Consider the following 24505-nt stretch of genomic DNA (forward strand, 5'->3'; position numbering starts at 1 on the left):
CAGTCGACCCCGTCTGTGCCGGGACGCGCAACCCAAGGAAGCTCGTGGCATCGAACGACGCCGTCCTCCCTCCCTCCACCCCTGACGCTGACCAGCCCCGCCGGCGGCACCGGCGCCGCGCCCTCGTCGCGACGCTCGCCGCCGCCGCCATCGCCACCGGCGGTGGGATCGCCGCCGCCGCGGCCCACAAGTCCGTCCAGCTCGACGTCGACGGCGTCGAGCGCACCGTCTCCACCTTCGCCGGCTCCGTCGCCGGCCTGCTCGACGAGCAGGACGTCGCCGTCGGGGAGCGCGACGCCGTCGGCCCCGACCCCGACGCCCCCCTCGAGGACGGCGACCTCGTCGTCGTCCGTAGCGCGCGCCAGATCCGCGTCGACGTCGACGGCGAGCAGCGGGCGATGTGGACCACCGCCGACACCACCGCTGAGGCGATCCAGTCCTTCGGGGAGGGCGGCCGCGAGATCACCGTCGCCGCCTCCCGCTCCCGTGACGGCAGCCGGCAGGCGCTGGACATGCCCCTCGTCGACGGCGAGCCGGTCGACGTCGTCGTGGACGGACAGACCATCCGCGTCACCCCCGAGGGCGAGGCCCACGTCGACGACGTCCTCGACCTCGCCGGCACGTCCCTCGGCAAGCTCGACGACGTCGTCGTCGGCACCGGGGACGACGACATCGTCCAGGTGACCGTCACCCGCGGGCAGCACAGCATGCGCACCCACGTCGAGCCCGTCCCGTACGAGACGACCGAGCAGGAGGACGACTCGCTGTACGTCGGCGAGCGTCGCGTCGTCCAGGAGGGCGCCGAGGGCCTGCGCGTGCGCGCCGCCCTCCACGTCAAGACGGGTGACCAGGAGTCCGCGGGCGAGGCGAGCGAGTTCGTCACGGTGACCGAGCCGGTCGCCGAGATCGTCGCCGTCGGCACGAAGGAGCGGCCCGCTCCCCAGCCCGCCGCGCCCGCCGCCCCCGCCCCGAGCGCGAGCGGCTCCTCCTCCGGCTCCTCCAGCGGCGGCTCCGCGACCCCGAGCGCCCCTTCCGGCGCGGTGTCCGGTGACGTCTGGGCGGCGCTCGCCCAGTGCGAGTCCGGCGGCAACCCGACGGTCGTCAGCTCCAACGGGCTCTACCACGGGCTCTACCAGTTCTCCGTGGCCACCTGGCAGTCCGTCGGCGGCACCGGCCTGCCGTCCCAGGCCTCCCCGGCCGAGCAGACCCAGCGCGCCCAGATGCTCCAGGCCCGCTCCGGCTGGGGCCAGTGGCCCCACTGTTCCGCCAAGCTCGGCCTGCGCTGACCCTCCGCCTCCCGCCCCCGTGCCGCCCCGGACCCCCGGCGCGGCGCGGGGGCGGAGCGGCGTCCACGGACCGGCGGCTAGGCTCGACGTCGTGAGCCACGACCCCGCCCCTGCCACCGCAGACCCCCTCCTGGGCCCCGCCGACGTGCGGGCCCTGGCCGGTGCCCTCGGGATCCGGCCGACGAAGACCCTCGGCCAGAACTTCGTCGTCGACCCGGGCACGGTCCGCAAGATCGTGCGCACCGCGGGGATCGAGGCGGGCGACGTCGTCGTCGAGGTCGGCCCGGGCCTCGGCTCCCTCACGCTCGCGCTGCTGGAGACAGGGGCGCGCGTCGTCGCGATCGAGATCGACCCCGTGCTCGCCGACGCGCTGCCCCGCACCGTGGCGGCCCGCATGCCCGAGGCCGCTGACCGGCTCGTCGTCGTCACCTCCGACGCGATGGACGTCACCGAGCTGCCTGCCTTCCCCGGCGAGGAGGAGCCCGCCGAGCCCGGCGCGCTCGTCGCCAACCTGCCCTACAACGTCGCGGTGCCCGTGCTCCTCACGCTGCTCGAGCGGCTGCCCAGCCTGCGCCACGGCCTCGTCATGGTGCAGGCCGAGGTCGCCGACCGGCTCGCCGCCCCGCCCGGGTCGCGCACCTACGGCGTCCCCTCCGCCAAGGCGGCCTGGTACGCCGCCGCGCAGCGCTCGGCCACCATCGGACGGACGGTCTTCTGGCCCGTCCCCAACGTCGACTCCGCGCTCGTGCGCCTCGAGCGGCGCGAGCCCCCCACCACCACCGCGAGCCGCGCGGAGGTCTTCGCAGTCGTCGACGCCGCGTTCAGCCAGCGTCGCAAGACCCTGCGCTCCGCCCTGGCCACGTGGGCCGGGTCCCCCGCGGCGGCCGGTGAGGCAGTCACCGCCGCCGGGCTGGACCCGACGCTGCGCGGCGAGCGGCTCGGCATCGCCGAGTTCGCCCGCATCGCCGAGCAGCGCCCGGTGACGCGGTGAGCACCGGCCCCGAGGTCCGGGTCCGGGCCCCCGGCAAGATCAACCTCGCGCTGCGCGTCGGGCCGCCCGACGGGGACGGCTACCACCCGCTCGCGACGGTCTTCCAGGCCGTCTCCCTCCACGAGGACGTCATCGCCGCCCCGGCCCTCGACCTGCGCCTCACCGTCGAGGGCCCCGACGCCGACCGCGTCCCCCTCGACGACTCCAACCTCGCCCTGCGGGCCGCGCGCCTCCTCCAGGAGCGCACCGGCATCACCGCCGGCGCCCACCTCCACATCGTCAAGCAGGTGCCCGTCGCCGGCGGCATGGGCGGCGGGTCCGCCGACGCCGCCGCCGCCCTCCTCGCGTGCGACCAGCTGTGGGGTGCGGGCCTGGACCGCACCGAGCTCGTCGCGCTCGCCCGCGAGCTGGGCGCCGACGTCCCCTTCGCGCTCACCGGGCTCACCGCCGTCGGCAGCGGCCGCGGCGACGTCCTCACCTCCGCGATGGTCAGCGGCACCTACCACTGGGTGCTTGCCGTCCAGGACGTCGGCCTGTCCACCCCCGAGGTCTTCGCGGCCTTCGACGACGACGGCGGGCGCGCCGCCCCCGCCCCGCACCTCGACGACGCGCTGCTCGCCGCCCTGCGCGCGGGCGACCCGCACGAGGTCGCCCGGCACCTCGTCAACGACCTCGAGGGCCCGGCCCTCGACCTGCGCCCCGAGCTCCGGGACGTCCTCGCCGCCGCGGACCGTGCCGGTGCCCTCGCCGCGGTCCTCTCCGGCTCCGGCCCGACCGTCGCCGCCCTCGCCGTCGACGAGCGGCACGCCCGCTCGGTCGCCGCCGTCGTGCGGGAGGCCGAGGTGGCCCGCGACGTCCTCGTCGTCAGCGGCCCGGCCCCCGGTGCCCGCGTCCTCGAGCACGTGTCGGGCGGCTGACCCGGACCGGCGCGGCGACCCGCGCTCGGGTAAAGTCGTCTGCGGCGTGCCGGGAAGTCTGGTCGGCGAGCGGTCCGAGGACCGCTCCCGTGCCCGACCCCACGACAGGACACCCATGCCCGCCACCTCGCTCGCCGCGGCCCTCCGCTCCCCGCGCGCCGGAGCCCTGCTCCTCCTCACCGCCGCCGTGCTCGGCCTCATCGCCGCCAACTCCCCGCTCGGCCCCGGCCTGAGCGAGCTCCAGCACACCTACCTCGCCGTACCCGGCACGGGGATCAGCCTCAGCGTCGGCCACTGGATCAGCGACGGGCTGCTCGCCGTCTTCTTCTTCGTCGTCGCGGTCGAGCTGCGCCACGAGCTCACCGCCGGGGAGCTCAACAGCGTGAGCAAGGCGCTGCGGCCCGCGATCGCCGCGGTCGGCGGCGTGCTCGTCCCGATCGCCGTCTTCCTCCTCGTCACGGCGGGCTCGGGGCTGGAGGACGGGTGGCCGATCCCCACGGCCACCGACATCGCCTTCGCCCTCGGCGTCCTCGCCGTCGTCGGGAGGGGCCTGCCCCCGCGGCTGCGCGTCTTCCTCCTCGCGCTCGCGATCCTCGACGACATCATCGCGATCCTCATCATCGCCGTGTTCTTCACCACCGACCCGCGCCTCGGCCTCATCGCCGCGGCTGCGGTCGGCACCGCCGTGTTCGCCGTGCTCAGCAGGTTCCTCCGCGGTCGTGCCCGCGTCGGGGTCGGGGCGCTCATGGTGGTCGTCGCGCTCGTCACCTGGGGCCTGGTCGTGCTGTCCGGCGTGCACGCGACCATCGCCGGCGTCGCCCTCGGGCTCGTCATGGCGGCCCGGCCGGCGGACCGCGCCCGCCATGCCCTGGAGCCGTTCTCGAACGGCGTCGTGCTCCCGCTGTTCGCCTTCTCCGCCGCGCTCGTCGTCATCCCCTCCGTCCCGCTCACCGAGCTGTCCCCGGCGTTCTGGGGCATCGTCCTCGCCCTGCCCCTCGGCAAGGTCGTCGGCATCGTCCTCGGTGGCTGGCTCGGCGCCCGGTTCGTCCGTGCGGACGGCGTCACCCTCGGCCCGCAGGAGCTGCTCGCCGCAGGCGCCCTCGGCGGCATCGGCTTCACCGTCTCCCTGCTGATGAACGAGCTCGCCTACGCCGACGCCCCGGGGATCGCCGACGAGGGCACCCTCGCGGTCCTCGTCGGCTCGGGCATCTCGATGCTGCTCGCCGTCGTGCTCGTGCGGAACCTCGCCCGCGGCTACCGTGCCCGGGCGGCCGCCGCCGCTGGCCCCGCCTGACGGGGGACGCCCCGGCGGCACCTACCCTTGACGGGTGGCACATCTGCTCGGGGCCGAGGCCCTGCACCTGGAGTACCCGACCCGCGTCGTCCTCGACTCGGTGACCCTCGGGATCGACGAGGGCGACCGCATCGGGATAGTCGGACGCAACGGCGACGGCAAGTCCAGCCTCCTGCGCCTGCTCTCCCGGCGGCTCGAGCCCGACGACGGCCGCGTCACCTGGCGCGGTGGCCTGCGCGTGGGCGTGCTCGACCAGGCCGACACCCTGGAGGACGACCACACCGTCGGGCAGACCGTCGTCGGGGACCGGCCCGAGCACGAGTGGGCCGGGGACGCGAGCGTGCGCGACGTCATCGCCGGCCTGGTTCCCGACGTGCCCTGGGACGCGCCCGTCGGCACGCTGAGCGGCGGGCAGCGCCGCCGCGTCGCCCTCGCCGCGCTCCTCGTGCAGGAGTGGGACGTCGTCATGCTCGACGAGCCGACCAACCACCTCGACGTCGAGGGCATCTCCTGGCTCGCCGACCACCTCAAGCGCCGCTGGGCGGCCGGGTCCGGCGGCCTGCTCGTCGTCACCCACGACCGCTGGTTCCTCGACGAGGTGGCGCTGACGACGTGGGAGGTCCACGACCGCGTCGTCGAGCCGTTCGAGGGCGGGTACGCCGCCTATGTCCTGCAGCGGGTCGAGCGCGACCGGCAGGCCGCCGTCGTCGAGGCGAAGCGCCAGAACCTCATGCGCAAGGAGCTCGCGTGGCTGCGCCGCGGGGCGCCCGCCCGCACGTCCAAGCCGAAGTTCCGCATCGACGCCGCCAACCAGCTCATCGAGGACGTCCCGCCGCTGCGCGACCGCACCGAGCTCTCCCGCCTCGCCACCGCGCGGCTGGGCAAGGACGTCGTCGACCTCCTCGACGTCTCCGTCTCCTTCGGGGAGAACCAGGTGCTGCGCGACGTCGAGTGGCGCATCGGGCCGGGGGAGCGCACCGGGATCCTCGGTGCGAACGGCGCGGGCAAGTCGACGCTCCTTGCGCTCGTCGCTGGCACCCTCCAGCCGGACTCCGGGCGCGTCAAGCGCGGCAAGAGCGTGCGGCTGGCGATCCTCGACCAGCAGTTCACCGGGCTCGGCGAGATCGCCGACGACCGCGTCCGCGACGTCCTCGCCCGGACCCGCACGAGCTACGTCGTCGACGGCAAGGAGCTCACCCCGGCGCAGCTCCTCGAGCGCCTCGGCTTCGCCCGCGAGCACCTGTCCGCGCGCGTCGGTGAGCTGTCCGGCGGGCAGAAGCGCCGCCTGCAGCTCCTGCTCATCCTCCTCGACGAGCCCAACGTCCTCATCCTCGACGAGCCCACCAACGACGTCGACACGGACATGCTCGCCGCGATGGAGGACCTCCTCGACTCCTGGCCCGGCACCCTCATCGTCGTCTCCCACGACCGCTACCTGCTCGAACGGGTGACCGACCAGCAGTACGCCGTCATGGACGGACGGCTGCGCCACGTGCCGGGCGGCGTCGAGGAGTACCTCGAGCTGCGCCGGCGGCAGGACGAGGGCACCTCGGGGGCGCAGGCGCCGGCCAAGGAACAGCCGCGTGGCGCCGAGCAGCACGCAGCCCGCAAGGAGCTCGCCTCGACCGAGCGGCGCCTGGAGAAGGCGAGTGCGCAGGTCGCCGCGCTCCACGAGCGCATGGCCGCACACGACCCCGGCGACTACGCGGGCCTCGCTGCGCTCACCGAGGAGGCCCGCGCGCTCGAGGCGCAGGTCGCCGAGCTCGAGGAGCGGTGGCTCGAGCTCTCCGAGCAGGCGGGATGAACCTGCGAAAGGGGTAGGCGCACCCCGCTCGGGTGCGTACCCTGGCCGGATCGGGACCCTTGGGGGAGGGAGGCCCAGCGATGACGACGTTCGCCGACCTGGAGCGACTCGTCGCCGACCGGCTGCTGCGCCCGGACGCCACCGGCTTCGCCGAGGCGACCTTCGCGCAGTTCGCGCGCACCGGCGACCCGCCCGCCGCCGTCGTGCGCGTGCGCTCCACGACGGAGGTCGCGGCGGCGGTGCGGGCCGCCCGCAGCGCCGGTCTGCCGGTCGCCGTCCGCAGCGGCGGGCACAGCTACGCCCTGCACAGCGCCGGGCCCGGCGCGCTCGTCATCGACGTGCGCGCCCTGGACTCCGTGGCGATCGACGCCGACCGGCTGGTGGGACGCGCGGGCGGTGGGGTGACGGCCGGTGCCTACAGCCGGGCGGCGGGGAAGCACGGGCTGGCCACCGGCTTCGGGGACATCGGGACGGTCGGAGTCGGGGGCGTGGCGCTGGGCGGTGGCATCGGGTTCCTCAGCCGGCGCGACGGGTTGACCGTCGACAACATCCAGTCCGCCGAGATCGTCCTCGCCGACGGCAGCGTGCTCACCGTGGACGCGCGCGAGCACCCCGACCTGTTCTGGGCGCTGCGCGGGGGCGGGGGCAACTTCGGGGTGGTCACCGGGCTCACGTTCCGGCTGCACCGCACGGCCGTCGTCACCGGCGGCATGCTCGCCTTCGCGCCCTCGCCCGCCCGGCTCGTCGCCGCTGTCGACGCGGTGCTCGACGCCCCCGACGGACTCAGCGCCATGGTCAACCTCCTCGTCGCGCCACCGCTGCCGTTCCTCCCGCCCGAGCTGCACGGCCGGCCGGTCATGCTCGTCCTGGCGTGCTGGTCCGGCGCGCCGCAGGACGCCGAGGACGCGCTCGCGCCGCTGCGGGCCATCGGCCAGCCGCTGGTGGAGGCGCTCGACACGCACTCCTACCCCGACCTGCTCCGCGGGCCGCCGACGCCGCCGCAGCCCGCCTACCCGGTGATGCGCACCGGCTTCACCGGGCGTCTCGACGAGCGGTTCGGGGAGGCGGCCCTCCGGTCACTCGCGACCGCCGGCATGTTCGCCGCCTTCAACCTGCGGCCCCTCGGCGGGGCGATCGGCCGGACCCCGCCGGAGGCGACCGCGTTCGCCCACCGGGACAGGGACGTCATGGTGACGGTGAGCGCGCTCGTCCAGGACTCCACCGCCGTCCCCACCGCCCAGGACTGGGTCGACGAGGCCAGCCGCGCCGTCGGTCTCTCCGGTGCCGGGTACGTGAACTTCATGTCGGGGGCCACGCCCGAGGACGTCGCCGCGGCCTACCCGGGCGTCCTCGACCGGCTGCGCGAGGTCAAGGCGGCCTACGACCCGGGCAACGTCTTCCGGTTCAACCACAACGTCACCCCGCCGGGAGGGCCGGCGGGCTGACTCAGCGGTCGAGCGGCAGGAGCAGGCGGCGCAGCAGCGCGCTCAGCTGCTCGGCCTCCTGCGGCGAGAGCTCGGTGAGCAGCCGCTCCTCGGAGTCGAGCAGGTCGGCCATCGCGGCGTCGACCTTCTCCTTGCCCAGCGGCGTGAGGCGGACGAGGACGACGCGCCGGTCGGTCGTGCCCACGGCCCGCACGACGTGGCCGTGCGCCACCATGCGGTCGATCCGGTTCGTCATCGTGCCCGAGGACACGAGGGTCTCGTTGAGCAGCCGCCCGGCGGTGAGCTCGTAGGGCTCCCCGGCGCGGCGCAGGGCCGACAGGACGTCGAACTCCCAGCCCTCGAGGTCGTGGTCGAGGAAGACGCGGCGGCGCGCGAGGTCCAGGCGCCGGGAGAGGCGCGAGACCCGGGAGAAGACGTGCAGCGGGCGTGGGTCGAGGTCCGGACGCTCCCGGCCCCAGGCCGCAACGATCCGGTCGACCTCATCCTGTCCCTCGACCATGACCCGAGATTACTCGACGTCGAGATAAGTAGAGCCATCAGGCGCCGGGCGCTCACTCCCGACCCTCCGGCAGCGCTCCTGGGCGTGGACGGCAGGAGCCGGGCCCCCTCGGTGGGGACCCGGCTCCAGGAGGACGACGGCGTCAGCCGCGCAGCGCCTCGGTCAGCTTCATCCGGCCACCGGTGTGGAGGACGCCCCGGCGGTAGACCCGCCCGGCGATCCACACGAGGACCGGGACGGTCGCGATGGCGATGCCGAAGGCGAGGGCCATCTCCCAGGTCTGCACCCCGCCGTACACGTCGCGCACCGGCATCATGAACGGGGAGAAGAACGGGATCTGCGACAGCACCTTGACCAGGGTGCTGTCGGGGTTCGCCGTCACCATGAACATCGCCAGGTAGAACGGCACGAACATGAGGAACGTCAGGGGCGTGGTCACCGCGCCGATCTCCTCCTGCCGCGAGACGAGTGCGGCGAACCCGCCGAAGAGCAGGGAGAAGATGAGGTAGCCGAGGAGGAACCACAGCACGACGAGCAGCATCGTCCAGCCGAGGTCGATCTCGAAGCCGTCGAACAGCCCGGTCATCGCCGCCGGGATCGTCGCCGCGGCGCCGAGGATGACCACCTGGCCGAGGCTGACGACGCCGATGCCGAGGATCTTGCCGGCGAGCAGCTCCGCGGGCCGGATCGTCGACAGGAGGATCTCCACGACGCGCGAGGTCTTCTCCTCCACGACGCCGACGGCGATGAGCGAGCCGGCGCTGATGAGCGAGAAGAGGAGCAGGGAGATCGCGACGATGGCGACGAGGTACTCCGGACCGAACTGGTCGGCCTCGTCCCCCGAGCTCGACACCACCTGCGGGCCCGCGGACGCGAGCTCGGCGTTGAAGGCCGCCGGGTCGCCGCCGAGGTCGATGACCTGGTCGGCGAGGACGTGCGCCTGGACGGCGCCGGAGACGATCGCGAGAAGCTCCTGGTCGGCGTCCTCCTCGACGAGCATCTCCGGGCGGCTCGGGTCACCGACGAGGAACGCGTCGAGGTCCTCGGCGAGGGCGGGCTCGGCCTCCGCCTGCGTCATCGGCTCGATCTCGAGCGTCGTGCCGAGCGCGAGGCCGGCGGCCTCGAGCTGGGGCGTGAGGTCGGCGACGGACTGGTCGACACCGACGGTGAAGTCCGGCCCGTCGTCGCCCTCCCGGCCGGCGAAGTAGTCGAGGACGAACACGCCCGCGACGATGACGACGAGCATGACAGCCAGTGAGATGAGGTTCGCCTTGGTGAGGAAGCGCGCCTTGATCTCGCGGCGGGCGACCATCCCGATGTTCGCGAACGTGGAGTTCCGGCTCGTGCGGTCCTGGGTGCTCATGCTGCGTCCTTCTCCTGGGTCTCGCTCACGACGTGGCGGAAGAGGTCGGCGAGGGAGGGGACCACCGGGCTGAACTCCCGCAGCGCCCCGGCGGCCGTCGCCGCCCGGAGGAAGGGCTGCTCCACGCCCTCGGTGTTCCCGGTGAGCTCGACGACGACCTCGCGGCCGTCGTCGGACAGCACCCGGGCGCCCGGGACCAGCCGCGCCCACCCGGGTGCGGCGCCGTGGACCACGGCGCGCCAGCGGGCGTTCGGCGTCCGACGCAGCTCCTCCTTCGTCCCGAGCGCGACCATCTGGCCCGCGCGGACGATGCCGACGCGGTCGCACAGCCGCTCGACGAGGTCGAGCTGGTGGGAGGAGAAGATCACCGGCACGCCGGCGGCGGCGCGCTCGACGAGGACCGAGCTCATGACGTCGACGGCCACCGGGTCCAGACCGGAGAACGGCTCGTCGAGGACGAGGATCTCCGGGTCGTGGACGAGGGCCGCGGCGAGCTGGACGCGCTGCTGGTTGCCGAGGGAGAGCTTCTCGACGTTGTCCCCGCGGCGGGCGGCGACGCCGAGCCGCTCGGTCCACTGCTCCATCGCCGCGACGGCGTCCTTCGCGCCCATGCCGTGGAGGCGGGCGAGGTAGACGAGCTGCTCACCGACCTTCATCTTCGGGTACAGGCCGCGCTCCTCGGGCATGTAGCCGACGCGACGGCGCATCTCGAGGTCGAGGGGGCGTCCCTGCCAGCGCACCTCGCCGGAGTCCGCCGAGAGCACGCCGAGCGCGATCCGCATCGCGGTGGTCTTGCCCGCACCGTTCGAGCCGACGAAGCCGAAGATCTCCCCGGCGTCGACGGAGAAGGTGAGGTCGGTGAGCGCACGGAGTGACCCGTACGCCTTGTTCAGGTGGTCGAACTCGAGTCTGGCCATGTCCTCTTCCGTCATCACGGGGCCTCGGTCGCCGCGATTCTAGGGGGTGGACGTTCCGGGGATCGCGGTTCAGGGCGTCGGTGAGACGTCCGGCAGGCCGGTGAGGTGCGGGGCGGCCTCCAGCGAGCTCAGCCCGTTCCACGCGAGGTTGACGAGGTGCGCGGCGACGGTCTCCCGGTCGGGGCTGCGCGCCTCGAGCCACCACTGGCCGGTGAGGGCGATCATCCCGACGAGCATCTGGGCGTAGATCGGTGCGGTCACCGTCGGCAGGCCGCGGCGGCGGAACTGGTCGGCGAGGAGGTGCTCCACCTGCGTGGCGACGTCGCCGATGAGGGAGGAGAAGGTGCCCGTCGCCTGCGCCACGGGCGAGTCGCGCACGAGGATGCGGAACCCGTCGGTGTTCTCCTCGATGTACTCCAGCAGGGCCATCGCGGTTCGCTCGACGATGCGCTTGGGGTGCCCGCCGGTCTCCAGCGCCCCGCTCAGCGCGACCAGCAGCTTCTGCAGCTCCCGGTCGACGATGACGGCGTACACGCCCTCCTTGCCGCCGAAGTGCTCGTAGACGACGGGCTTGGAGACCGAGGCGCGAGCGGCGATCTCCTCCACGCTCGTACCCTCGAAGCCCTTCTCGGCGAAGAGGGCGCGGCCGACGTCGAGCAGCTGCTCACGGCGCTGGCCCGCCGTCATACGGGCACGGGAGGTGCGAGATCGGTCACTGGCCACGAGGCCATCATGCCGTGCGGAGGGTCCGGGCGGGCCCGCGGGTTTGGCAGACTGGGCGCTGCGTCGCCGTGGCGACGCGTTCCGCCCTGGTGTAACGGCAGCACGCAGGCCTTTGGTGCCTTGAGGTCCGGGTTCGAATCCTGGGGGCGGAGCCGTGCCTCGCGACGTCCCCCGGCCCGCCTCCGGGCGACCGGGAGCCGTTCGTGCCAACCACCGCGCGGCCCGGCGGCGATAGAGTGGCCCTGCACGAAGCCCGGGGACAACCCCGGGCAGGACCCGACGAGGGAGCCCACTCGAGTGAGTGCCCAGCCAGCCGCCGTCATCGTCCTCGCCGCAGGTGAGGGCACCCGGATGAAGTCCCGGACCCCGAAGGTCCTCCACCGCATCGCCGGCCGCAGCCTCCTCGGCTTCGCGCTGCGCGCCGGTGCCGAGCTCGAGCCCCAGCGCCTCGCCGTCGTCGTCCGCCACGAGCGCGACGCCGTCGCCGCGCACGCCGAGGCCGAGCTGCCCGGCGTCGTCGTCGTGGACCAGGACGCGATCCCCGGGACCGGGCGCGCCGTGCAGTGCGCGCTCGGGGTGCTCGACGCCAAGGAACAGGCAGGCGCCGCGCTCCTGTCCGGCTCGCGGACCGAGGCCCACGGCAGCGTGGTCTCCGGGCCGGTCGTCGTCACCGCCGGCGACGTGCCGCTCCTCGACTCCGGCACGCTGGGCCAGCTGCTCGAGGCCCACGAGGCCGACGGCAACGCCGTCACCCTGCTCAGCACCCGGCTGCCCGACCCGTACGGCTACGGGCGGGTCGTGCGCGACGAGAACGGCGACGTCGTCGGCGTCGTCGAGGAGCGCGACGCGACCCCCGAGCAGCGCGAGATCGACGAGGTCAACACCTCGATCTACGTCTTCGACGCCGCGGTCCTGCGCGAGGCGCTCACCCAGGTGGACGACGCGAACGACCAGGGCGAGGTCTACCTCACCGACGTCGTCGCCCTCGCCCACCGCTCCGGCAAGCGGGTGCGCGCGCTCGTCGTCGAGGACCAGTGGCTCGTCACCGGCGTCAACGACCGCGCCCAGCTCGCCGAGATCGGCGCCGAGCTCAACCGCCGGATCGTCACCGGCTGGATGCGTGAGGGCGTCACCGTCGTCGACCCGGCCACGACGTGGATCGACGTCGACGTGCAGCTCGCCCGCGACGTCACCATCCACCCCGGCACCCAGCTCCACGGGACGACGACGGTCGAGGAGGGTGCCGAGATCGGCCCGGACACCACCCTGCGCGACGTCGTCGTCGGGGCGGAGGCCACGGTCGTGCGCACGCACGGCTTCAGCGCCCGCATCGGCGCGCGGGCGACCGTCGGCCCCTTCGCCTACCTGCGCCAGGACACCGTGCTCGGCGAGCGCGGCAAGATCGGCACGTTCGTCGAGACGAAGGACGCGCAGATCGGCGCCGGCTCCAAGGTGCCGCACCTGTCCTACGTCGGCGACGCGGAGATCGGGGAGGGCACGAACATCGGCGCCGCCTCCGTCTTCGTCAACTACGACGGCGTGAACAAGCACCGCTCGAAGGTGGGCTCCAACGCCCGCACCGGGTCGGACAACATGTTCATCGCTCCCATCACGATCGGTGACGGCGCCTACACCGGCGCGGGCACGGTCCTGCTCAAGGACGTGCCGCCGGGCGCGCTGGCGATCAACTCGACCACTCAGCGGAACATCGAGGGCTGGGTGCTGCGGCGCAGGCCGGGCACCCCTTCGGCGGAGGCCGCGAGCAAGGCGCTCGAGGGCGACGCCGAGAAGGAGCTCTCCCCCCAGGCCCGGGCCGAGCTGGCCCGCGGGAACCACGACGTGGCCGTCCCCCGGGACGGGCACACCCCCACCGAAAACGGGAGCGGCACCGAGCGATGACTGGCATCACCTCACGCGGCGAGAAGCGACTCGTCCTCCTCTCCGGACGTGCACACCCTGCGCTGGCTACCGCGGTCGCCGACGAGCTGGGCACCGAGCTCGTGCCCACGACCGCCTACGACTTCGCCAACGGCGAGATCTACGTGCGGTTCGAGGAGAGCGTGCGCGGCTCGGACGCCTTCGTGCTCCAGTCGCACACGAACCCGATCAACCAGTGGATCATGGAGCAGCTCCTCATGGTCGACGCGCTCAAGCGCGCCTCGGCCAAGCGGATCACCGTGATCGCCCCGTTCTACCCCTACGCCCGGCAGGACAAGAAGCACCGCGGGCGCGAGCCCATCTCCGCGCGCTTCATCGCGGACATGTTCAAGACCGCCGGCGCCGACCGCCTCATGTCGGTGGACCTCCACGCGGCGCAGGTCCAGGGCTTCTTCGACGGACCGGTCGACCACCTGTGGGCCATGCCGATCCTCACCGACTACGTCCGCGGGCGCGTCGACACCAGCAACGTCACCGTCGTCTCCCCGGACGCCGGGCGCATCCGGGTGGCCGAGAAGTGGGCGGAGAAGCTCGGCGGCGGGCCGCTGGCCTTCGTCCACAAGACGCGCGACATCACCCGGCCGAACCAGGCGGTCGCCAACCGCGTCGTCGGTGAGGTCGAGGGGCGCGACTGCGTCCTCGTCGACGACCTCATCGACACCGGCGGCACCATCGCCGAGGCCGTCAAGGTGGTCAAGGCCGCCGGCGCGCGCGACGTCATCGTCGCCGCGACCCACGGCGTGCTCTCCGACCCGGCCGCCCGCCGGCTCAGCGAGTGCGGCGCGCGCGAGGTCGTCATCACCGACACCCTCCCGCTGGACCCGGCCAAGCGGTTCCCGCAGCTCACCGTCCTGCCGATCGCGCCGCTGCTCGCCCGCGCGATCCGCGCCGTGTTCGACGACGGCTCGGTCACCAGCCTGTTCGACGGCAACGCCTGAGCGACCGCGCCGGCCGACGCCGAGCGCGACCAAGACTGACGACCGCGGGTGCCATGGCACCCGCGGTCGCTGTCTTCGTACGCGGTCGGGGTCCTCGTACGCGGTCGCGGGCGACGAGGTGCTGCACCGGGCCGGGTGGCGGAGGGCTGGTCCACCGGTGCTCCTTCGGTCCCGGTACCGGTGGGCGCAGGTGATCCACGCTCACCGGATGGACGTCCCCCAGACCGTGCTCCTCCACACCCGCCAGGCCGTCCTGCGGGGCGTCGACCCTCGGCGACCCACGTCGGGCTTCATCAGGGTCCGGCACGGCACCTACGTCACGCGCGAGGAGTGGGAGACGTCGGGGAAGGACCGGCGCTACGCCCTCTACGTCCGGGCCACGGTGGAGACGATGAAGGTCTCGGCACCCCTGGCCCGGGAGTCGGCGGCGGTTGTGCTGGGCCTGCCGGTCATCGGCGACTGGCCACGCGTCATGCACGTCCTCGAGGAGGCCGGCGCCGGCGGGCGGAGCAGTGCGCACGTCGTGCGGCACGGGACCCGCTTCCCGCCCGACGTCCTCCTCGTCGACGGGGTCGCGGTGACCTCCGTCGCCCGGACCGTCGTCGACCTGGGCCGTGTCCGCAGCTTCGCCTCTGCGCTCGCGAGCGCGGACCACGCACTGCGGAACGGCATGGTGACGCGCGAGGCGCTCGAGGCGGAGGTCGAGCGCCTGGCCGGAACACGCGGCATCCGACGCGCACGGGCGGTCGTCGAGCACGCCGACGGGAGGTCGGAGTCCGTCGGGGAGTCGCTCAGCCGAGCGCAGGTCATCACGTTGGACCTGCCGATGCCCGTCCTCCAGAAGGAGTTCGTCGACGATCGCGGTTTCGTCGGGCGGACGGACTTCTGGTGGCCCCGGCTGCGGCTCGTCGGTGAGTTCGACGGGAAGGTGAAGCTCGGCCGGGCGCTCGGCGGTGACGAGGCGGCCACGCGTGAGGCGCTGTGGCGGGAGAAGCTGCGCGAGGACCGCCTGCGCCGGCTGGGCAACGGGGTGGTGCGCTGGACCTGGGCGCAGGCGCTCGACCGCGCCACCTTCGCCCGCCTGATGAGCGGGGCGGGCGTGGTGCCCCTCAGGGCGGGTGGGCGCGCCGAGCGCGGGTGAGCCCGCCGAGCGCGCGTGCGGTCATGGTTGCGCTCGTCACGATCGCGCGCGCTCGAACCGGGGCGGGGAACTCGTGTATCATCGACCGGTTGCCTCGGCGAGGGAGACCGGACACCCGGCTCCGTGATCGACGCGGTGGTGCCACAGGGCGCCTCGTGTCGCCCCGCCCTGGCCCGCCGCAGTCCCGACGCCCAACAGGAGTTCCCGTGGCCGACAGCCTCACCCTCACCGCTACCGTTCGCACCGAGTTCGGCAAGGGTGCCGCGCGCCGCACCCGCCGCGCGAACCTCATCCCCGCCGTCCTGTACGGCCACGGCGAGGCGCCGCGCCACCTCGCGCTGCCCTCCCACGACACGTTCCTCGTCCTCAAGGACAACGCGAACGCGCTCATCACCCTGGAGTTCGACGGCACCAAGCAGCTCGCGCTCGCCAAGCACATCCAGCGCGACCCGGTCCGCCGCACCATCGAGCACGTCGACTTCGTCATCGTCCGCAAGGGCGAGAGGGTCACCGTCGAGGTGCCCGTCCACGTCGTCGGCGAGTCGGCCCCCGGCACGATCCACCAGACCGAGCTGGGCACCCTGACCATCACCGTCCCGGCCACCGACATCCCGGAGGTCATCGAGGTCTCCGTCGAGGGCCTCACGGACGGCACCATCGTGCGCGTCGCCGACATCCCGCGCCCCGAGGGCGCGACGATCGACGTCGACCCGGAGCACGAGGTCGTCGTCATCTCGACCCCGCGCGCGACCGCGGACGACCTGGCCGCCGACGAGGCTGCCGCCGAGGCCGGCGCGGCCGCCGGCGCGGACTCGACCGAGGACTGAGACCGTCTGCCCACGTCACGCCCTCGGGCGTGACGTGGGCTCACGTCTGTTCAGGGAGAGGGCATGAGCGACACCTGGCTCGTCGTCGGGCTCGGCAACCCCGGGCCGAAGTACGCCGGCAACCGTCACAACGTCGGGCGGATGGTCATCGACACCCTGGCGCGGCGCGCCGGCTCGACCCTCACCACCCACAAGGCCCGGGCGCACGTCGCCGACGTCCGCCTCGGGGTCCTGCCCGGAGGTGCACCCGGACCGCGCGCGGTCCTGGCCGTGCCGGGCACGTTCATGAACCTCTCCGGCGGTCCGGTGAGCGCGCTGCTGCGCTTCTACGACATCCCGGCCGAGCGGCTGCTCGTCGTCCACGACGAGCTCGACCTGCCCCCGAGCACACTGCGGCTCAAGCGCGGGGGCGGTGAGGGCGGGCACAACGGCCTGCGCTCGATCTCCAGCTCGATCGGCACACGGGACTACGTCCGCCTCCGGGTGGGCATCGGCCGTCCGCCGGGCCGCATGGACGCCGCCGACTTCGTCCTGCGCGACTTCGCGACCGCGGAGCGCCCCGAGCTGCTCGTCACGCTCGAGGAGGCGGCCGACGCCGTCGAGGACGTCCTCACGCTCGGGCTGGAGAAGGCGCAGCTGCGGCTGCACACCGCCTGACTCAGCCGAAGCGGGAGACGTCCCCGGCGCCCTCGCGGATGACCTCGGGCGCCCCCGACGTGAGGTCGACGACGGTCGTCGGGTCGACGGACGTCACCGGCGCGTCGACGACGACGTCGAGGAGACGGCCGATCTCGTCGTCCACCACCCAGCCCTCGGACATCGGCTCCTCGGCGCCCGGGAGGATGAGGGTCGAGGTGAGCATGGGCTCCCCGAGCTCACCGAGGATGGCGAGCGCGACCCGGTGGTCCGGCACGCGCACCCCGACCGTGAGCTTGCGCGGCTGGAGCATCATCCGCGGCACGTCCTTCGTCGCCTTGACGATGAACGTGTAGGGGCCGGGGGTCAGCGACTTCACGAGCCGGAAGTCGCGGTTGTCGAGGATGACGAACGTGCCCGCCTGCGCGAGCGTCGCGCACATGAGGGTGAAGTGGTGCTTGTCGTCCAGGCGCCTGATCTCGCGGATCCGGTTGAGCGCCTCCTTGCTGCCCAGTCGTGCACCGAGGGCGTAGCCCGAGTCGGTGGGGTAGGCGATGAGACCGCCGCCGCGCAGCACGTCGACGACCTGCCCGAGCCGGCGTGGCTGGGGGTCCTGGGGGTGGAGCTCGACGAGTCGGGCCATGGGCCCAGTGTGCCAAATGACGCTCCGCCCGGCAGCGAGGGCGGCTGGGGTGCCGCGCCGCCGCCCGGTGGGCGACGTAGGATTGTCTGGTTCCCCGCTCCTGCACAGGATGCCGGGGCTGCTGTGCTGCCCACCTGCGCGAGGACCCATGCGACTCACCGGACTCATCCCCCCGCTGCTCGCCGACCCGGCCTTCGCCCGCTCGGTCGCGGCCGCCGCGCACGGCGGCGAGCGGACGGTCAGCATCCCGCTCGGCCTGCGCGCCGCGCTGGTGGCCGCCATCACGGGCGGGGAGACGTCGGCGGACCGTCCCGTCGTCATCGTCACCGCGACCGGCCGCGAGGCCGACGACGCCGCCGCCGCGCTGCGCAACTTCCTCCCCGACGACGACGTCGCGGTGCTGCCCGCCTGGGAGACCCTCCCGCACGAGCGGCTCTCCCCGCGCAGCGACACCGTGGCCCGCCGGATCGCCGTGTTCCGGCGTCTGGCCCATCCCGGCGTCGGCCGCACCGGGCCGATCCGCGTCCTCGTCGTGCCGGTCCGCGCGCTCCTCCAGCCGGTGATCAAGGGACTCGGCGACCTCGAGCCGGTCGAGCTGTCCGTCGGCGACGAGCGGCCCCTCGAGGACGTCGCCGCCGCCCTCACCGCAGCCGCCTACTCACGGGTCGACATGGTCGAGTCGCGCGGCCAGTTCGCCGTCCGCGGCGGCATCCTCGACGTATTCCCGCCCGCCGAGGACCACCCGCTGCGCCTGGAGTTCTGGGGCGACACGGTCGAGGAGATCCGCTGGTTCTCCGTCGCGGACCAGCGCAGCCTCGACGTCGCTGACCACAACCTCTGGGCGCCGCCGGCCCGCGAGATGCTGCTGACCGGCGCCGTGCGGGCGCGGGCCAAGGCGCTCGTCGGGGACATGCCCGGCGCGGCCGACATGCTCGAGCGGCTCGGTGAGGGCATCGCCGTCGAGGGCATGGAGTCCCTGGCGCCGCTGCTCGTCGACGGCATGGAGCCGGTCCTCACCCTCGTCCCCGACGACACCCTCGTCGTCATGTCCGAGCCGGAGCGCGTCCGGCGGCGCGCCCACGACCTCGTGGCCACGACCGAGGAGTTCCTCGCCGCGGCCTGGGCGTCGGCGGCGGCGGGCGGCCAGACGCCGCTGCAGCTGCGCGAGGCGTCCTTCGCCACCCTCGAGGACACCCACGAGCTCGCCCTCGCCCGCGGGCTCGGCTGGTGGGACCTCACCACGCTGTCGGCCGAGCTGCCGCCCGTGGAGGAGGGGGAGGAGAGCAGCGAGACCGTCGCCGCGCGCGACGTCGAGCCCTACCGGGGCGACGTGCCGCGCGCCCTCGCCGACCTGCGCTCCCTCACCCGCGAGGGCTGGCGCCTGCTCATCACCACCCAGGGCCCGGGCCAGGCGCGCCGCATGGTCGAGCAGCTCGCCGACGCGGACGTGCCGGCCCGGCAGGTGGAGGACGTCCTCGAGGAGCCGCCGGGCGGCGTCGTCCTCGTGACGACGGCGGCGGTCCCGCGTGGCTTCGTCGCCACCGACCTGCGCCTCGCCGTCGTCACCGAGTCCGACATCACCGGCCGCGCCGGCACCTCCACGCGCGACATGCGCAAGATGCCCTCGCGGCGCCGCGGCGTCGTCGACCCGCTCGCGCTGCGGCCGGGGGACTACGTCGTCCACGAGCAGCACGGCGTGGGCCGGTTCATCGAGCTCGTCCAGCGGACCGTCGGGCGCGGCAAGGACGCGACGACGCGCGAGTACCTCGTCATCGAGTACGCCTCCTCCAAGCGGGGGCAGCCGGGGGACCGCCTCTTCGTGCCCACCGAGTCCCTGGACCAGGTGACGAAGTACTCCGGTGGCGAGGCGCCGACCGTGAGCAAGATGGGCGGCGCGGACTGGGCCAGGACGAAGAGCCGGGCGCGCAAGGCGGTCCGCGAGATCGCCGCCGAGCTCATCCGCCTGTACGCGGCGCGCGCCTCGACCAAGGGTCACGCCTTCGGCCCGGACACCCCGTGGCAGCGTGAGCTCGAGGACGCCTTCCCCTACGTCGAGACCCCCGACCAGCTCGTCACCATCGAGGAGGTCAAGGCGGACATGGAGCGCGAGATGCCCATGGACCGCCTGCTGTCCGGCGACGTCGGGTACGGCAAGACCGAGATCGCCGTCCGGGCAGCCTTCAAAGCGGTCCAGGACGGCAAGCAGGTGGCCGTCCTCGTGCCGACGACGCTGCTCGTCCAGCAGCACTTCGACACCTTCTCCGAGCGCTACGCCGGCTTCCCGGTCGAGGTCCGCGCCCTGTCGCGCTTCCAGAGCGACGCCGAGGCCGCCGCCATCCGCGAGGGTCTGAGCAACGGCAAGGTCGACGTCGTCATCGGCACCCACCGCCTGCTCACCGGCGAGGTCCGGTTCAAGGACCTCGGCCTCGTCGTCATCGACGAGGAGCAGCGCTTCGGCGTCGAGCACAAGGAGACGCTCAAGCAGCTGCGCACCGACGTCGACGTCCTCGCGATGAGCGCGACGCCGATCCCGCGCACCCTGGAGATGGCGATCACCGGCATCCGCGAGATGTCGACGCTCGCGACGCCGCCGGAGGAGCGCCACCCGATCCTCACCTACGTGGGCCCCTACGAGGAGAAGCAGGTGGCCGCGGCCGTGCGGCGCGAGATGCTCCGCGAGGGCCAGGTGTTCTTCGTCCACAACCGGGTGTCCTCGATCCAGCGGGCCGCGCAGCGCATCGCCGAGCTCGTCCCCGAGGCGCGGGTGGCCGTGGCGCACGGGCAGATGGGGGAGCACCAGCTCGAGAGGGTCATCCAGGACTTCTGGAACAAGGAGTTCGACGTCCTCGTGTGCACGACGATCGTCGAGACGGGCCTGGACATCTCCAACGCCAACACCCTCATCGTCGACCGCGCCGACACCTTCGGCCTGTCCCAGCTCCACCAGCTGCGCGGGCGGGTCGGGCGCGGGCGCGAGCGCGCCTACGCCTACTTCCTCTACCCGCCGGAGAAGCCGCTCACCGAGACGGCGCACGACCGGCTCGCGACCATCGCCTCGCACACCGAGCTGGGCGCCGGCATCCAGGTGGCGATGAAGGACCTCGAGATCCGCGGCGCGGGCAACCTCCTCGGCGGGGAGCAGTCCGGCCACATCGCCGGGGTCGGGTTCGACCTGTACGTGCGCATGGTGGCCGACGCCGTCGCGGAGTTCCGCGGGGAGAAGGAGCAGGAGAAGGCGGAGGTGAAGATCGAACTCCCGGTCGACGCGCACATCCCGCACGAGTACATCGAGCACGAGCGGCTGCGCCTGGAGGCCTACGCGAAGATCTCCGCCGCGGACGACGACGCCGACATCGACGCGATCCGCGCCGAGCTCACCGACCGCTACGGGCCGGTGCCCGAGCAGGTGGAGCGGCTCTTCGCGGTGGCGGCGCTGCGCACCCGGGCGCGTGCGGTCGGGCTCACCGACATCACCGCCCAGGGCAGGTACGTGCGCTTCGCTCCGGTCGAGCTGCCCGAGTCCGCGCAGCTGCGCCTCAAGCGCCTCTACCCGGGCACGGTCCTCAAGCCGGCGATCCGCACGATCCTCGTCCCGTTCCCGACGACGGCGAAGGTGGGCGGCAAGCCGCTGCACGACGCGGCGCTGCTGGTGTGGGCCGGCGAGCTCATCGACGCCGTGCTCAGCGGGTCGGTCGCGGCGGCCGCGCAGGTCGCCACCAGCTGACCTCTGTCCACAGATTCTGTCCACAGGCGTGTGGGTAAGTGGTGAACCTGCACGTCGCCCTGTGGACCGAGCTGTGGGTTGACGGGCGGCTGACATTCGGTGCCGCGAACCCCTTGCGGGCCGAGTGTGACGGGGACTACACATGAGCCATCGAGCTCGCCGACAGGCGCTCAGCCCGGGGCCACGGTCCAGGGCGGCGCCCAGAGGTGAGGTCGATGCGGCCGGATAACGGCAGCACCGGACGGGGAGATCCGACCGGCCCGCGAGGCGCGTCGCGGGGGCTGCACGGACCCTGCCGTACGGCTCCCGGGCGGCCCACGAGGCCGGGCGCACGACGCTCCTGACCGCCCGAGCACCGGGACCAGCGAGGCCCCTCGGATCCCTAGTCCGAGGGGCCTCCGCTGCGTCCATGGTCCCGCGCCCGGAGCCGGTGCGCGTCGCACGCGCCCGGCGTGGCGCGACCGGCGATGTCGGTGGCCGGTGTGACAGTGAGAGGGACGGAGAGGAGACACCATGACCGCCGTACTCACCGAGCGCCCCACCACCGACGTCGCGGTTCCCGGGCCGGACACACCGCCCGAGGGGGTCGACCGCGACGGCATCGAGGTCTACTGCCCGGACTCCGGTGGCTGGGCCCGTACCCGCGACTACTTCTGCGAGAGCTGCGGCGCCGTCGACCACGACCTCCGCTGACCGCCCCCGCACTCCCGTACGATGGACGGGGCCGGCGCGCGCCGGCGTGATGAGGGAGGTTTCACGGTGACTTCGACGAGGCTGAGCCGCGGCATCGCCGCTGCCGCGCTGCTGTCCGCACTCGCGCTCGGCGGCTGCGGCGCCCACCCCGGGGCGGCTGCCCTCGTGAACGGTGAGCGGATCAGCGAGAACGAGCTCGACCGTGCGGTCGAGGACTTCGCGGCCGTCACCGGCCAGGAGGTGGACGCCCCGACGATGCTGTCCACGCTCGTCGTCGCCCCGATCATCCTCGACGTCGCCGCCGAGTTCGGCGTCGCCGCCTCCGACGAGCAGGCTGCCGCGCTGCTCGACCGGCAGGCCGAGGCCAGCGGGCTGCCCGTCCCCGAGGACGGCTACGGCACCGGCGTCCTGGACATCGCGAAGATGACCATCGTCAACCAGGAGATGAGCATCTCCCCGGTCGGCGCCCCGGCTATGGAGACCGTCAACCTGCGCATCGCCGAGGCAGACGTCGACGTCAACCCGCGCTACGGGACGTTCGACCCCGCCGGCCAGGTCGTCCCCGAGGCGCTCCCGTGGATCGCCCCGTCCCCGACCCTGGTCCAGCCCCTGTCGTGACCGGGCCGCGAACCGACGACGCGCTCGCCGCGGTCGTCGCCGCGATGGACCGCCTGCGCTCGCCGGGCGGCTGCCCCTGGGACGCCGAGCAGACCCACCGCTCGCTGGCGCCGTACGCCATCGAGGAGGCCTACGAGCTCGCCGAGGCGGCCGAGGCCGAGGACCGCGCCGCCCTGCGCGGTGAGCTCGGCGACCTCCTGCTCCAGGTGGTCTTCCACGCCAGGGTGGCGCAGGAGCACCCGCAGGAGCCGTTCGACCTCGCCGACGTCGCCCAGGAGCTGCTCGACAAGCTCCACCGGCGCCACCCGCACGTCTTCGCCGACGCCGCCGCCTCCTCGGCGGCCGAGGTCGAGACCGCGTGGCACGAGATCAAGAAGCAGGAGCGCGAGGGCCAGGACGTCCTCACCGGGATCCCGGTGGCCCTGCCCGCCCTCGCCCGGGCGCAGAAGATCGCCCGGCGGCTGCGCCGCGAGGGCAGCCAGGACGCCGAGCTCCTCGGGCCGGCCGACCCCGCCGCGGACCCGGAGGCGGCGCTCGGTCGCGAGCTCATGGCGCTCGTCCTGCGGGCCGACGCCGCAGGGCTGGACGCCGAGGCGGCGCTGCGGGCCCACCTGCGCGGTCTGCAGGGACGGCGGAGCGGTCCCGCCTGACGGAGGTCCCGGTGCCGTTCCCGCAAGCGCGACTATCGTTGAACGAGACAAACCAAGACGTCGACATGAAGGAGACATCCGTGGCCAGCATCGAGGCCGTTGGAGCCCGCGAGATCCTCGACTCGCGCGGCAACCCCACCGTGGAGGTCGAGGTCGCGCTGGACGACGGCACCGTCGCCCGCGCAGAGGTGCCGTCGGGCGCCTCGACCGGCGCGTTCGAGGCCGTCGAGCGTCGTGACGGTGACAAGGGTCGTTACCTCGGCAAGGGCGTCCAGGACGCCGTGAACGCCGTCGTCGACGACATCGCCCCCGAGGTCCTGGGCCTGGAGGCGAGCGAGCAGCGCATCCTCGACCAGGCCCTCATCGACCTGGACGGCACCCCCAACAAGGGCAAGCTGGGCGCCAACGCGATCCTCGGCGTCTCCCTCGCCGTGGCCCGCGCCGCGGCCGAGAGCGCCGGGCTGTCCCTCTTCCGCTACATCGGCGGGCCGAACGCGCACGTCCTGCCCGTGCCGATGATGAACATCCTCAACGGTGGGTCCCACGCGGACTCCAACGTCGACATCCAGGAGTTCATGGTGGCGCCGGTCGGCGCCGCGAGCTTCAAGGAGGCGCTGCGCTGGGGTGCGGAGACCTACCACTCCCTGAAGTCCGTGCTCAAGAGCCGCGGCCTGGCCACCGGCCTGGGTGACGAGGGCGGCTTCGCGCCGAACCTCGAGAGCAACCGCGCCGCCCTCGACCTCATCCTCGAGGCGATCGAGAAGGCCGGCTTCACGCCGGGCGAGGACATCGCGCTGGCGCTCGACGTCGCCGCGACCGAGTTCTTCAAGGACGGCGCCTACCAGTTCGAGGGCAAGGCGACCACCCCCGAGGAGATGGTGGCCTACTACACCCAGCTCGTCGCGGACTACCCGCTGGTCTCCATCGAGGACCCGCTGAGCGAGGACGAGTGGGACAGCTGGGCCCAGCTCGTCTCCGGCGTCGGCAGCCGGGTGCAGATCGTCGGCGACGACCTGTTCGTCACCAACCCCGAGCGCCTCGCCAAGGGCATCGAGCTGCGCGCGGCGAACTCGCTGCTCGTCAAGCTCAACCAGATCGGCACCCTGACCGAGACCCTCGACGCCGTCTCGCTCGCGCAGCGCAACGGCTTCACCGCGATGGTCTCCCACCGCTCCGGTGAGACCGAGGACACGACGATCGCCGACCTGTCGGTCGCGGTCAACGCCGGCCAGATCAAGACCGGCGCGCCCGCCCGTGGCGAGCGCATCAACAAGTACAACCAGCTCCTGCGCATCGAGGAGGAGCTCGACGACGCCGGCGTCTACGCCGGCCGCTCCGCCTTCCCGCGGGCCTGACGCACCACTCGACGGCCCGGTACCGCCACGGCGGTGCCGGGCCGTCGGCGTGCCACGACTCACGCGCGGGGCCTCCCCGCGCCACTGCCCGGCGTGAGGGACG

21 protein-coding genes and 1 tRNA gene are annotated in these 24505 nt (G+C 73.5%); 17 read left to right on the forward strand and 5 right to left on the reverse strand.

Annotated elements, in window-relative coordinates; all coding sequences use genetic code 11:
- Positions 1-44: 44 nt before the first annotated feature.
- The 6 genes from FE251_RS02150 to FE251_RS02175 all read left to right on the forward strand — a co-directional run bounded on the left by FE251_RS02150 (position 45) and on the right by FE251_RS02175 (position 7737).
- Complete coding sequence (locus FE251_RS02150) at positions 45-1286, forward strand: resuscitation-promoting factor (protein ID WP_230976509.1); 1242 nt, start codon at positions 45-47, stop codon at positions 1284-1286.
- A gap of 91 nt (positions 1287-1377) precedes the next feature.
- The gene (gene rsmA, locus FE251_RS02155; RefSeq protein WP_139071295.1) at positions 1378-2277 is read left to right on the forward strand and encodes a 16S rRNA (adenine(1518)-N(6)/adenine(1519)-N(6))-dimethyltransferase RsmA; all 900 of its coding nucleotides are present in this window, start codon (positions 1378-1380) and stop codon (positions 2275-2277) included.
- A complete protein-coding gene (locus FE251_RS02160; protein ID WP_139947651.1) occupies positions 2274-3194 on the forward strand; it encodes a 4-(cytidine 5'-diphospho)-2-C-methyl-D-erythritol kinase in 921 nt (306 codons plus the stop codon). The genes rsmA and FE251_RS02160 overlap by 4 nt, the downstream gene beginning before the upstream one ends.
- Positions 3195-3309: 115 nt before the next feature.
- A complete protein-coding gene (locus FE251_RS02165) occupies positions 3310-4488 on the forward strand; it encodes a Na+/H+ antiporter NhaA (RefSeq protein WP_139947653.1) in 1179 nt (392 codons plus the stop codon).
- Between the two features lie 34 nt (positions 4489-4522).
- Entirely contained in the window at positions 4523-6292 is a 1770-nt protein-coding gene (locus FE251_RS02170; protein WP_139071298.1) for an ABC-F family ATP-binding cassette domain-containing protein, read from the forward strand.
- A gap of 80 nt (positions 6293-6372) precedes the next feature.
- Positions 6373-7737, forward strand: coding sequence for an FAD-binding oxidoreductase (locus FE251_RS02175; protein ID WP_139947655.1), 1365 nt, complete (start codon positions 6373-6375; stop codon positions 7735-7737).
- Between the two features lies 1 nt (position 7738).
- Here the strand turns inward: FE251_RS02175 and FE251_RS02180 are convergent, their stop codons facing one another.
- The 4 genes from FE251_RS02180 to FE251_RS02195 form a co-directional block, all read right to left on the reverse strand.
- Entirely contained in the window at positions 7739-8236 is a 498-nt protein-coding gene (locus FE251_RS02180) for a MarR family winged helix-turn-helix transcriptional regulator (protein WP_139071300.1), read from the reverse strand.
- Positions 8237-8378: 142 nt separating this feature from the next.
- A complete protein-coding gene (locus tag FE251_RS02185) occupies positions 8379-9599 on the reverse strand; it encodes an ABC transporter permease (RefSeq protein ID WP_139071301.1) in 1221 nt (406 codons plus the stop codon).
- The gene (locus FE251_RS02190) at positions 9596-10516 is read right to left on the reverse strand and encodes an ABC transporter ATP-binding protein (RefSeq protein WP_139071302.1); all 921 of its coding nucleotides are present in this window, start codon (positions 10514-10516) and stop codon (positions 9596-9598) included. The genes FE251_RS02185 and FE251_RS02190 overlap by 4 nt, the downstream gene beginning before the upstream one ends.
- A 69-nt stretch (positions 10517-10585) precedes the next feature.
- Positions 10586-11203: a TetR/AcrR family transcriptional regulator gene (locus FE251_RS02195; protein ID WP_139071303.1), complete on the reverse strand. Its 618-nt coding sequence runs from the start codon at positions 11201-11203 to the stop codon at positions 10586-10588.
- Positions 11204-11319: 116 nt separating this feature from the next.
- Here FE251_RS02195 and FE251_RS02200 point away from each other — a divergent pair.
- The 6 genes from FE251_RS02200 (at position 11320) to pth (ending at position 16740) form a co-directional block, all read left to right on the forward strand.
- A tRNA-Gln gene (locus tag FE251_RS02200) sits at positions 11320-11391 on the forward strand.
- 199 nt (positions 11392-11590) lie between these two features.
- Positions 11591-13138 carry a bifunctional UDP-N-acetylglucosamine diphosphorylase/glucosamine-1-phosphate N-acetyltransferase GlmU gene (gene glmU / locus FE251_RS02205; protein ID WP_230976590.1) on the forward strand — a complete coding sequence of 516 codons (1548 nt, stop codon included), beginning with the start codon at positions 11591-11593 and terminating at the stop codon, positions 13136-13138.
- Positions 13135-14115: a ribose-phosphate diphosphokinase gene (locus FE251_RS02210; RefSeq protein ID WP_139071305.1), complete on the forward strand. Its 981-nt coding sequence runs from the start codon at positions 13135-13137 to the stop codon at positions 14113-14115. The genes glmU and FE251_RS02210 overlap by 4 nt, the downstream gene beginning before the upstream one ends.
- 208 nt (positions 14116-14323) lie before the next feature.
- On the forward strand, positions 14324-15256 hold the full coding sequence (locus FE251_RS02215) for a hypothetical protein (RefSeq protein ID WP_139947657.1): 933 nt from the start codon (positions 14324-14326) through the stop codon (positions 15254-15256).
- Positions 15257-15462: 206 nt separating this feature from the next.
- Positions 15463-16083, forward strand: coding sequence for a 50S ribosomal protein L25/general stress protein Ctc (locus FE251_RS02220; protein ID WP_230976510.1), 621 nt, complete (start codon positions 15463-15465; stop codon positions 16081-16083).
- A gap of 63 nt (positions 16084-16146) precedes the next feature.
- Positions 16147-16740, forward strand: a complete 594-nt coding sequence (gene pth / locus FE251_RS02225) for an aminoacyl-tRNA hydrolase (RefSeq protein ID WP_139071308.1) — start codon at positions 16147-16149, stop codon at positions 16738-16740.
- Position 16741: 1 nt separating this feature from the next.
- On the opposite strand, the gene FE251_RS02230 is transcribed toward pth, so the two are convergent.
- Positions 16742-17362 carry an L-threonylcarbamoyladenylate synthase gene (locus FE251_RS02230; protein WP_139071309.1) on the reverse strand — a complete coding sequence of 207 codons (621 nt, stop codon included), beginning with the start codon at positions 17360-17362 and terminating at the stop codon, positions 16742-16744.
- Between the two features lie 148 nt (positions 17363-17510).
- Between FE251_RS02230 and mfd the strand changes: the two genes are divergently transcribed.
- The 5 genes from mfd to eno all read left to right on the forward strand — a co-directional run bounded on the left by mfd (position 17511) and on the right by eno (position 24402).
- Positions 17511-21086 carry a transcription-repair coupling factor gene (mfd, locus tag FE251_RS02235; protein ID WP_139947659.1) on the forward strand — a complete coding sequence of 1192 codons (3576 nt, stop codon included), beginning with the start codon at positions 17511-17513 and terminating at the stop codon, positions 21084-21086.
- Between the two features lie 513 nt (positions 21087-21599).
- Positions 21600-21779 carry a hypothetical protein gene (locus FE251_RS02240; protein WP_139947661.1) on the forward strand — a complete coding sequence of 60 codons (180 nt, stop codon included), beginning with the start codon at positions 21600-21602 and terminating at the stop codon, positions 21777-21779.
- A 66-nt stretch (positions 21780-21845) separates the two neighbouring features.
- Positions 21846-22397, forward strand: coding sequence for a SurA N-terminal domain-containing protein (locus FE251_RS02245; RefSeq protein WP_139071312.1), 552 nt, complete (start codon positions 21846-21848; stop codon positions 22395-22397).
- Positions 22394-23047 (forward strand): MazG family protein, encoded by a 654-nt coding sequence (locus FE251_RS02250; protein ID WP_230976511.1) that lies wholly within the window; start codon positions 22394-22396, stop codon positions 23045-23047. Before FE251_RS02245 ends, FE251_RS02250 begins: the two co-directional genes overlap by 4 nt.
- A gap of 80 nt (positions 23048-23127) precedes the next feature.
- Complete coding sequence (eno, locus tag FE251_RS02255) at positions 23128-24402, forward strand: phosphopyruvate hydratase (RefSeq protein WP_139947663.1); 1275 nt, start codon at positions 23128-23130, stop codon at positions 24400-24402.
- The last annotated feature ends 103 nt before the right edge of the window (positions 24403-24505 follow it).

Origin of the sequence: Georgenia wutianyii (genome assembly GCF_006349365.1) — a bacterium.
Taxonomy (GTDB): Bacteria; Actinomycetota; Actinomycetes; order Actinomycetales; family Actinomycetaceae; genus Oceanitalea; species Oceanitalea wutianyii.

Excerpts from the sequence above, each read along its gene's own strand:
- FE251_RS02175 (WP_139947655.1), top strand. The coding sequence starts at position 6,373 with ATGACGACGTTCGCCGACCTGGAGCGACTCGTCGCCGACCGGCTGCTG.
- FE251_RS02230 (WP_139071309.1), bottom strand. The coding sequence starts at position 17,362 with ATGGCCCGACTCGTCGAGCTCCACCCCCAGGACCCCCAGCCACGCCGG.
- FE251_RS02165 (WP_139947653.1), top strand. The coding sequence starts at position 3,310 with ATGCCCGCCACCTCGCTCGCCGCGGCCCTCCGCTCCCCGCGCGCCGGA.
- pth (WP_139071308.1), top strand. The coding sequence starts at position 16,147 with ATGAGCGACACCTGGCTCGTCGTCGGGCTCGGCAACCCCGGGCCGAAG.
- mfd (WP_139947659.1), top strand. The coding sequence starts at position 17,511 with ATGCGACTCACCGGACTCATCCCCCCGCTGCTCGCCGACCCGGCCTTC.
- FE251_RS02180 (WP_139071300.1), bottom strand. The coding sequence starts at position 8,236 with ATGGTCGAGGGACAGGATGAGGTCGACCGGATCGTTGCGGCCTGGGGC.
- FE251_RS02185 (WP_139071301.1), bottom strand. The coding sequence starts at position 9,599 with ATGAGCACCCAGGACCGCACGAGCCGGAACTCCACGTTCGCGAACATC.
- FE251_RS02195 (WP_139071303.1), bottom strand. The coding sequence starts at position 11,203 with ATGACGGCGGGCCAGCGCCGTGAGCAGCTGCTCGACGTCGGCCGCGCC.
- FE251_RS02210 (WP_139071305.1), top strand. The coding sequence starts at position 13,135 with ATGACTGGCATCACCTCACGCGGCGAGAAGCGACTCGTCCTCCTCTCC.
- FE251_RS02240 (WP_139947661.1), top strand. The coding sequence starts at position 21,600 with ATGACCGCCGTACTCACCGAGCGCCCCACCACCGACGTCGCGGTTCCC.
- FE251_RS02215 (WP_139947657.1), top strand. The coding sequence starts at position 14,324 with ATGGACGTCCCCCAGACCGTGCTCCTCCACACCCGCCAGGCCGTCCTG.
- glmU (WP_230976590.1), top strand. The coding sequence starts at position 11,591 with ATGAAGTCCCGGACCCCGAAGGTCCTCCACCGCATCGCCGGCCGCAGC.
- FE251_RS02190 (WP_139071302.1), bottom strand. The coding sequence starts at position 10,516 with ATGGCCAGACTCGAGTTCGACCACCTGAACAAGGCGTACGGGTCACTC.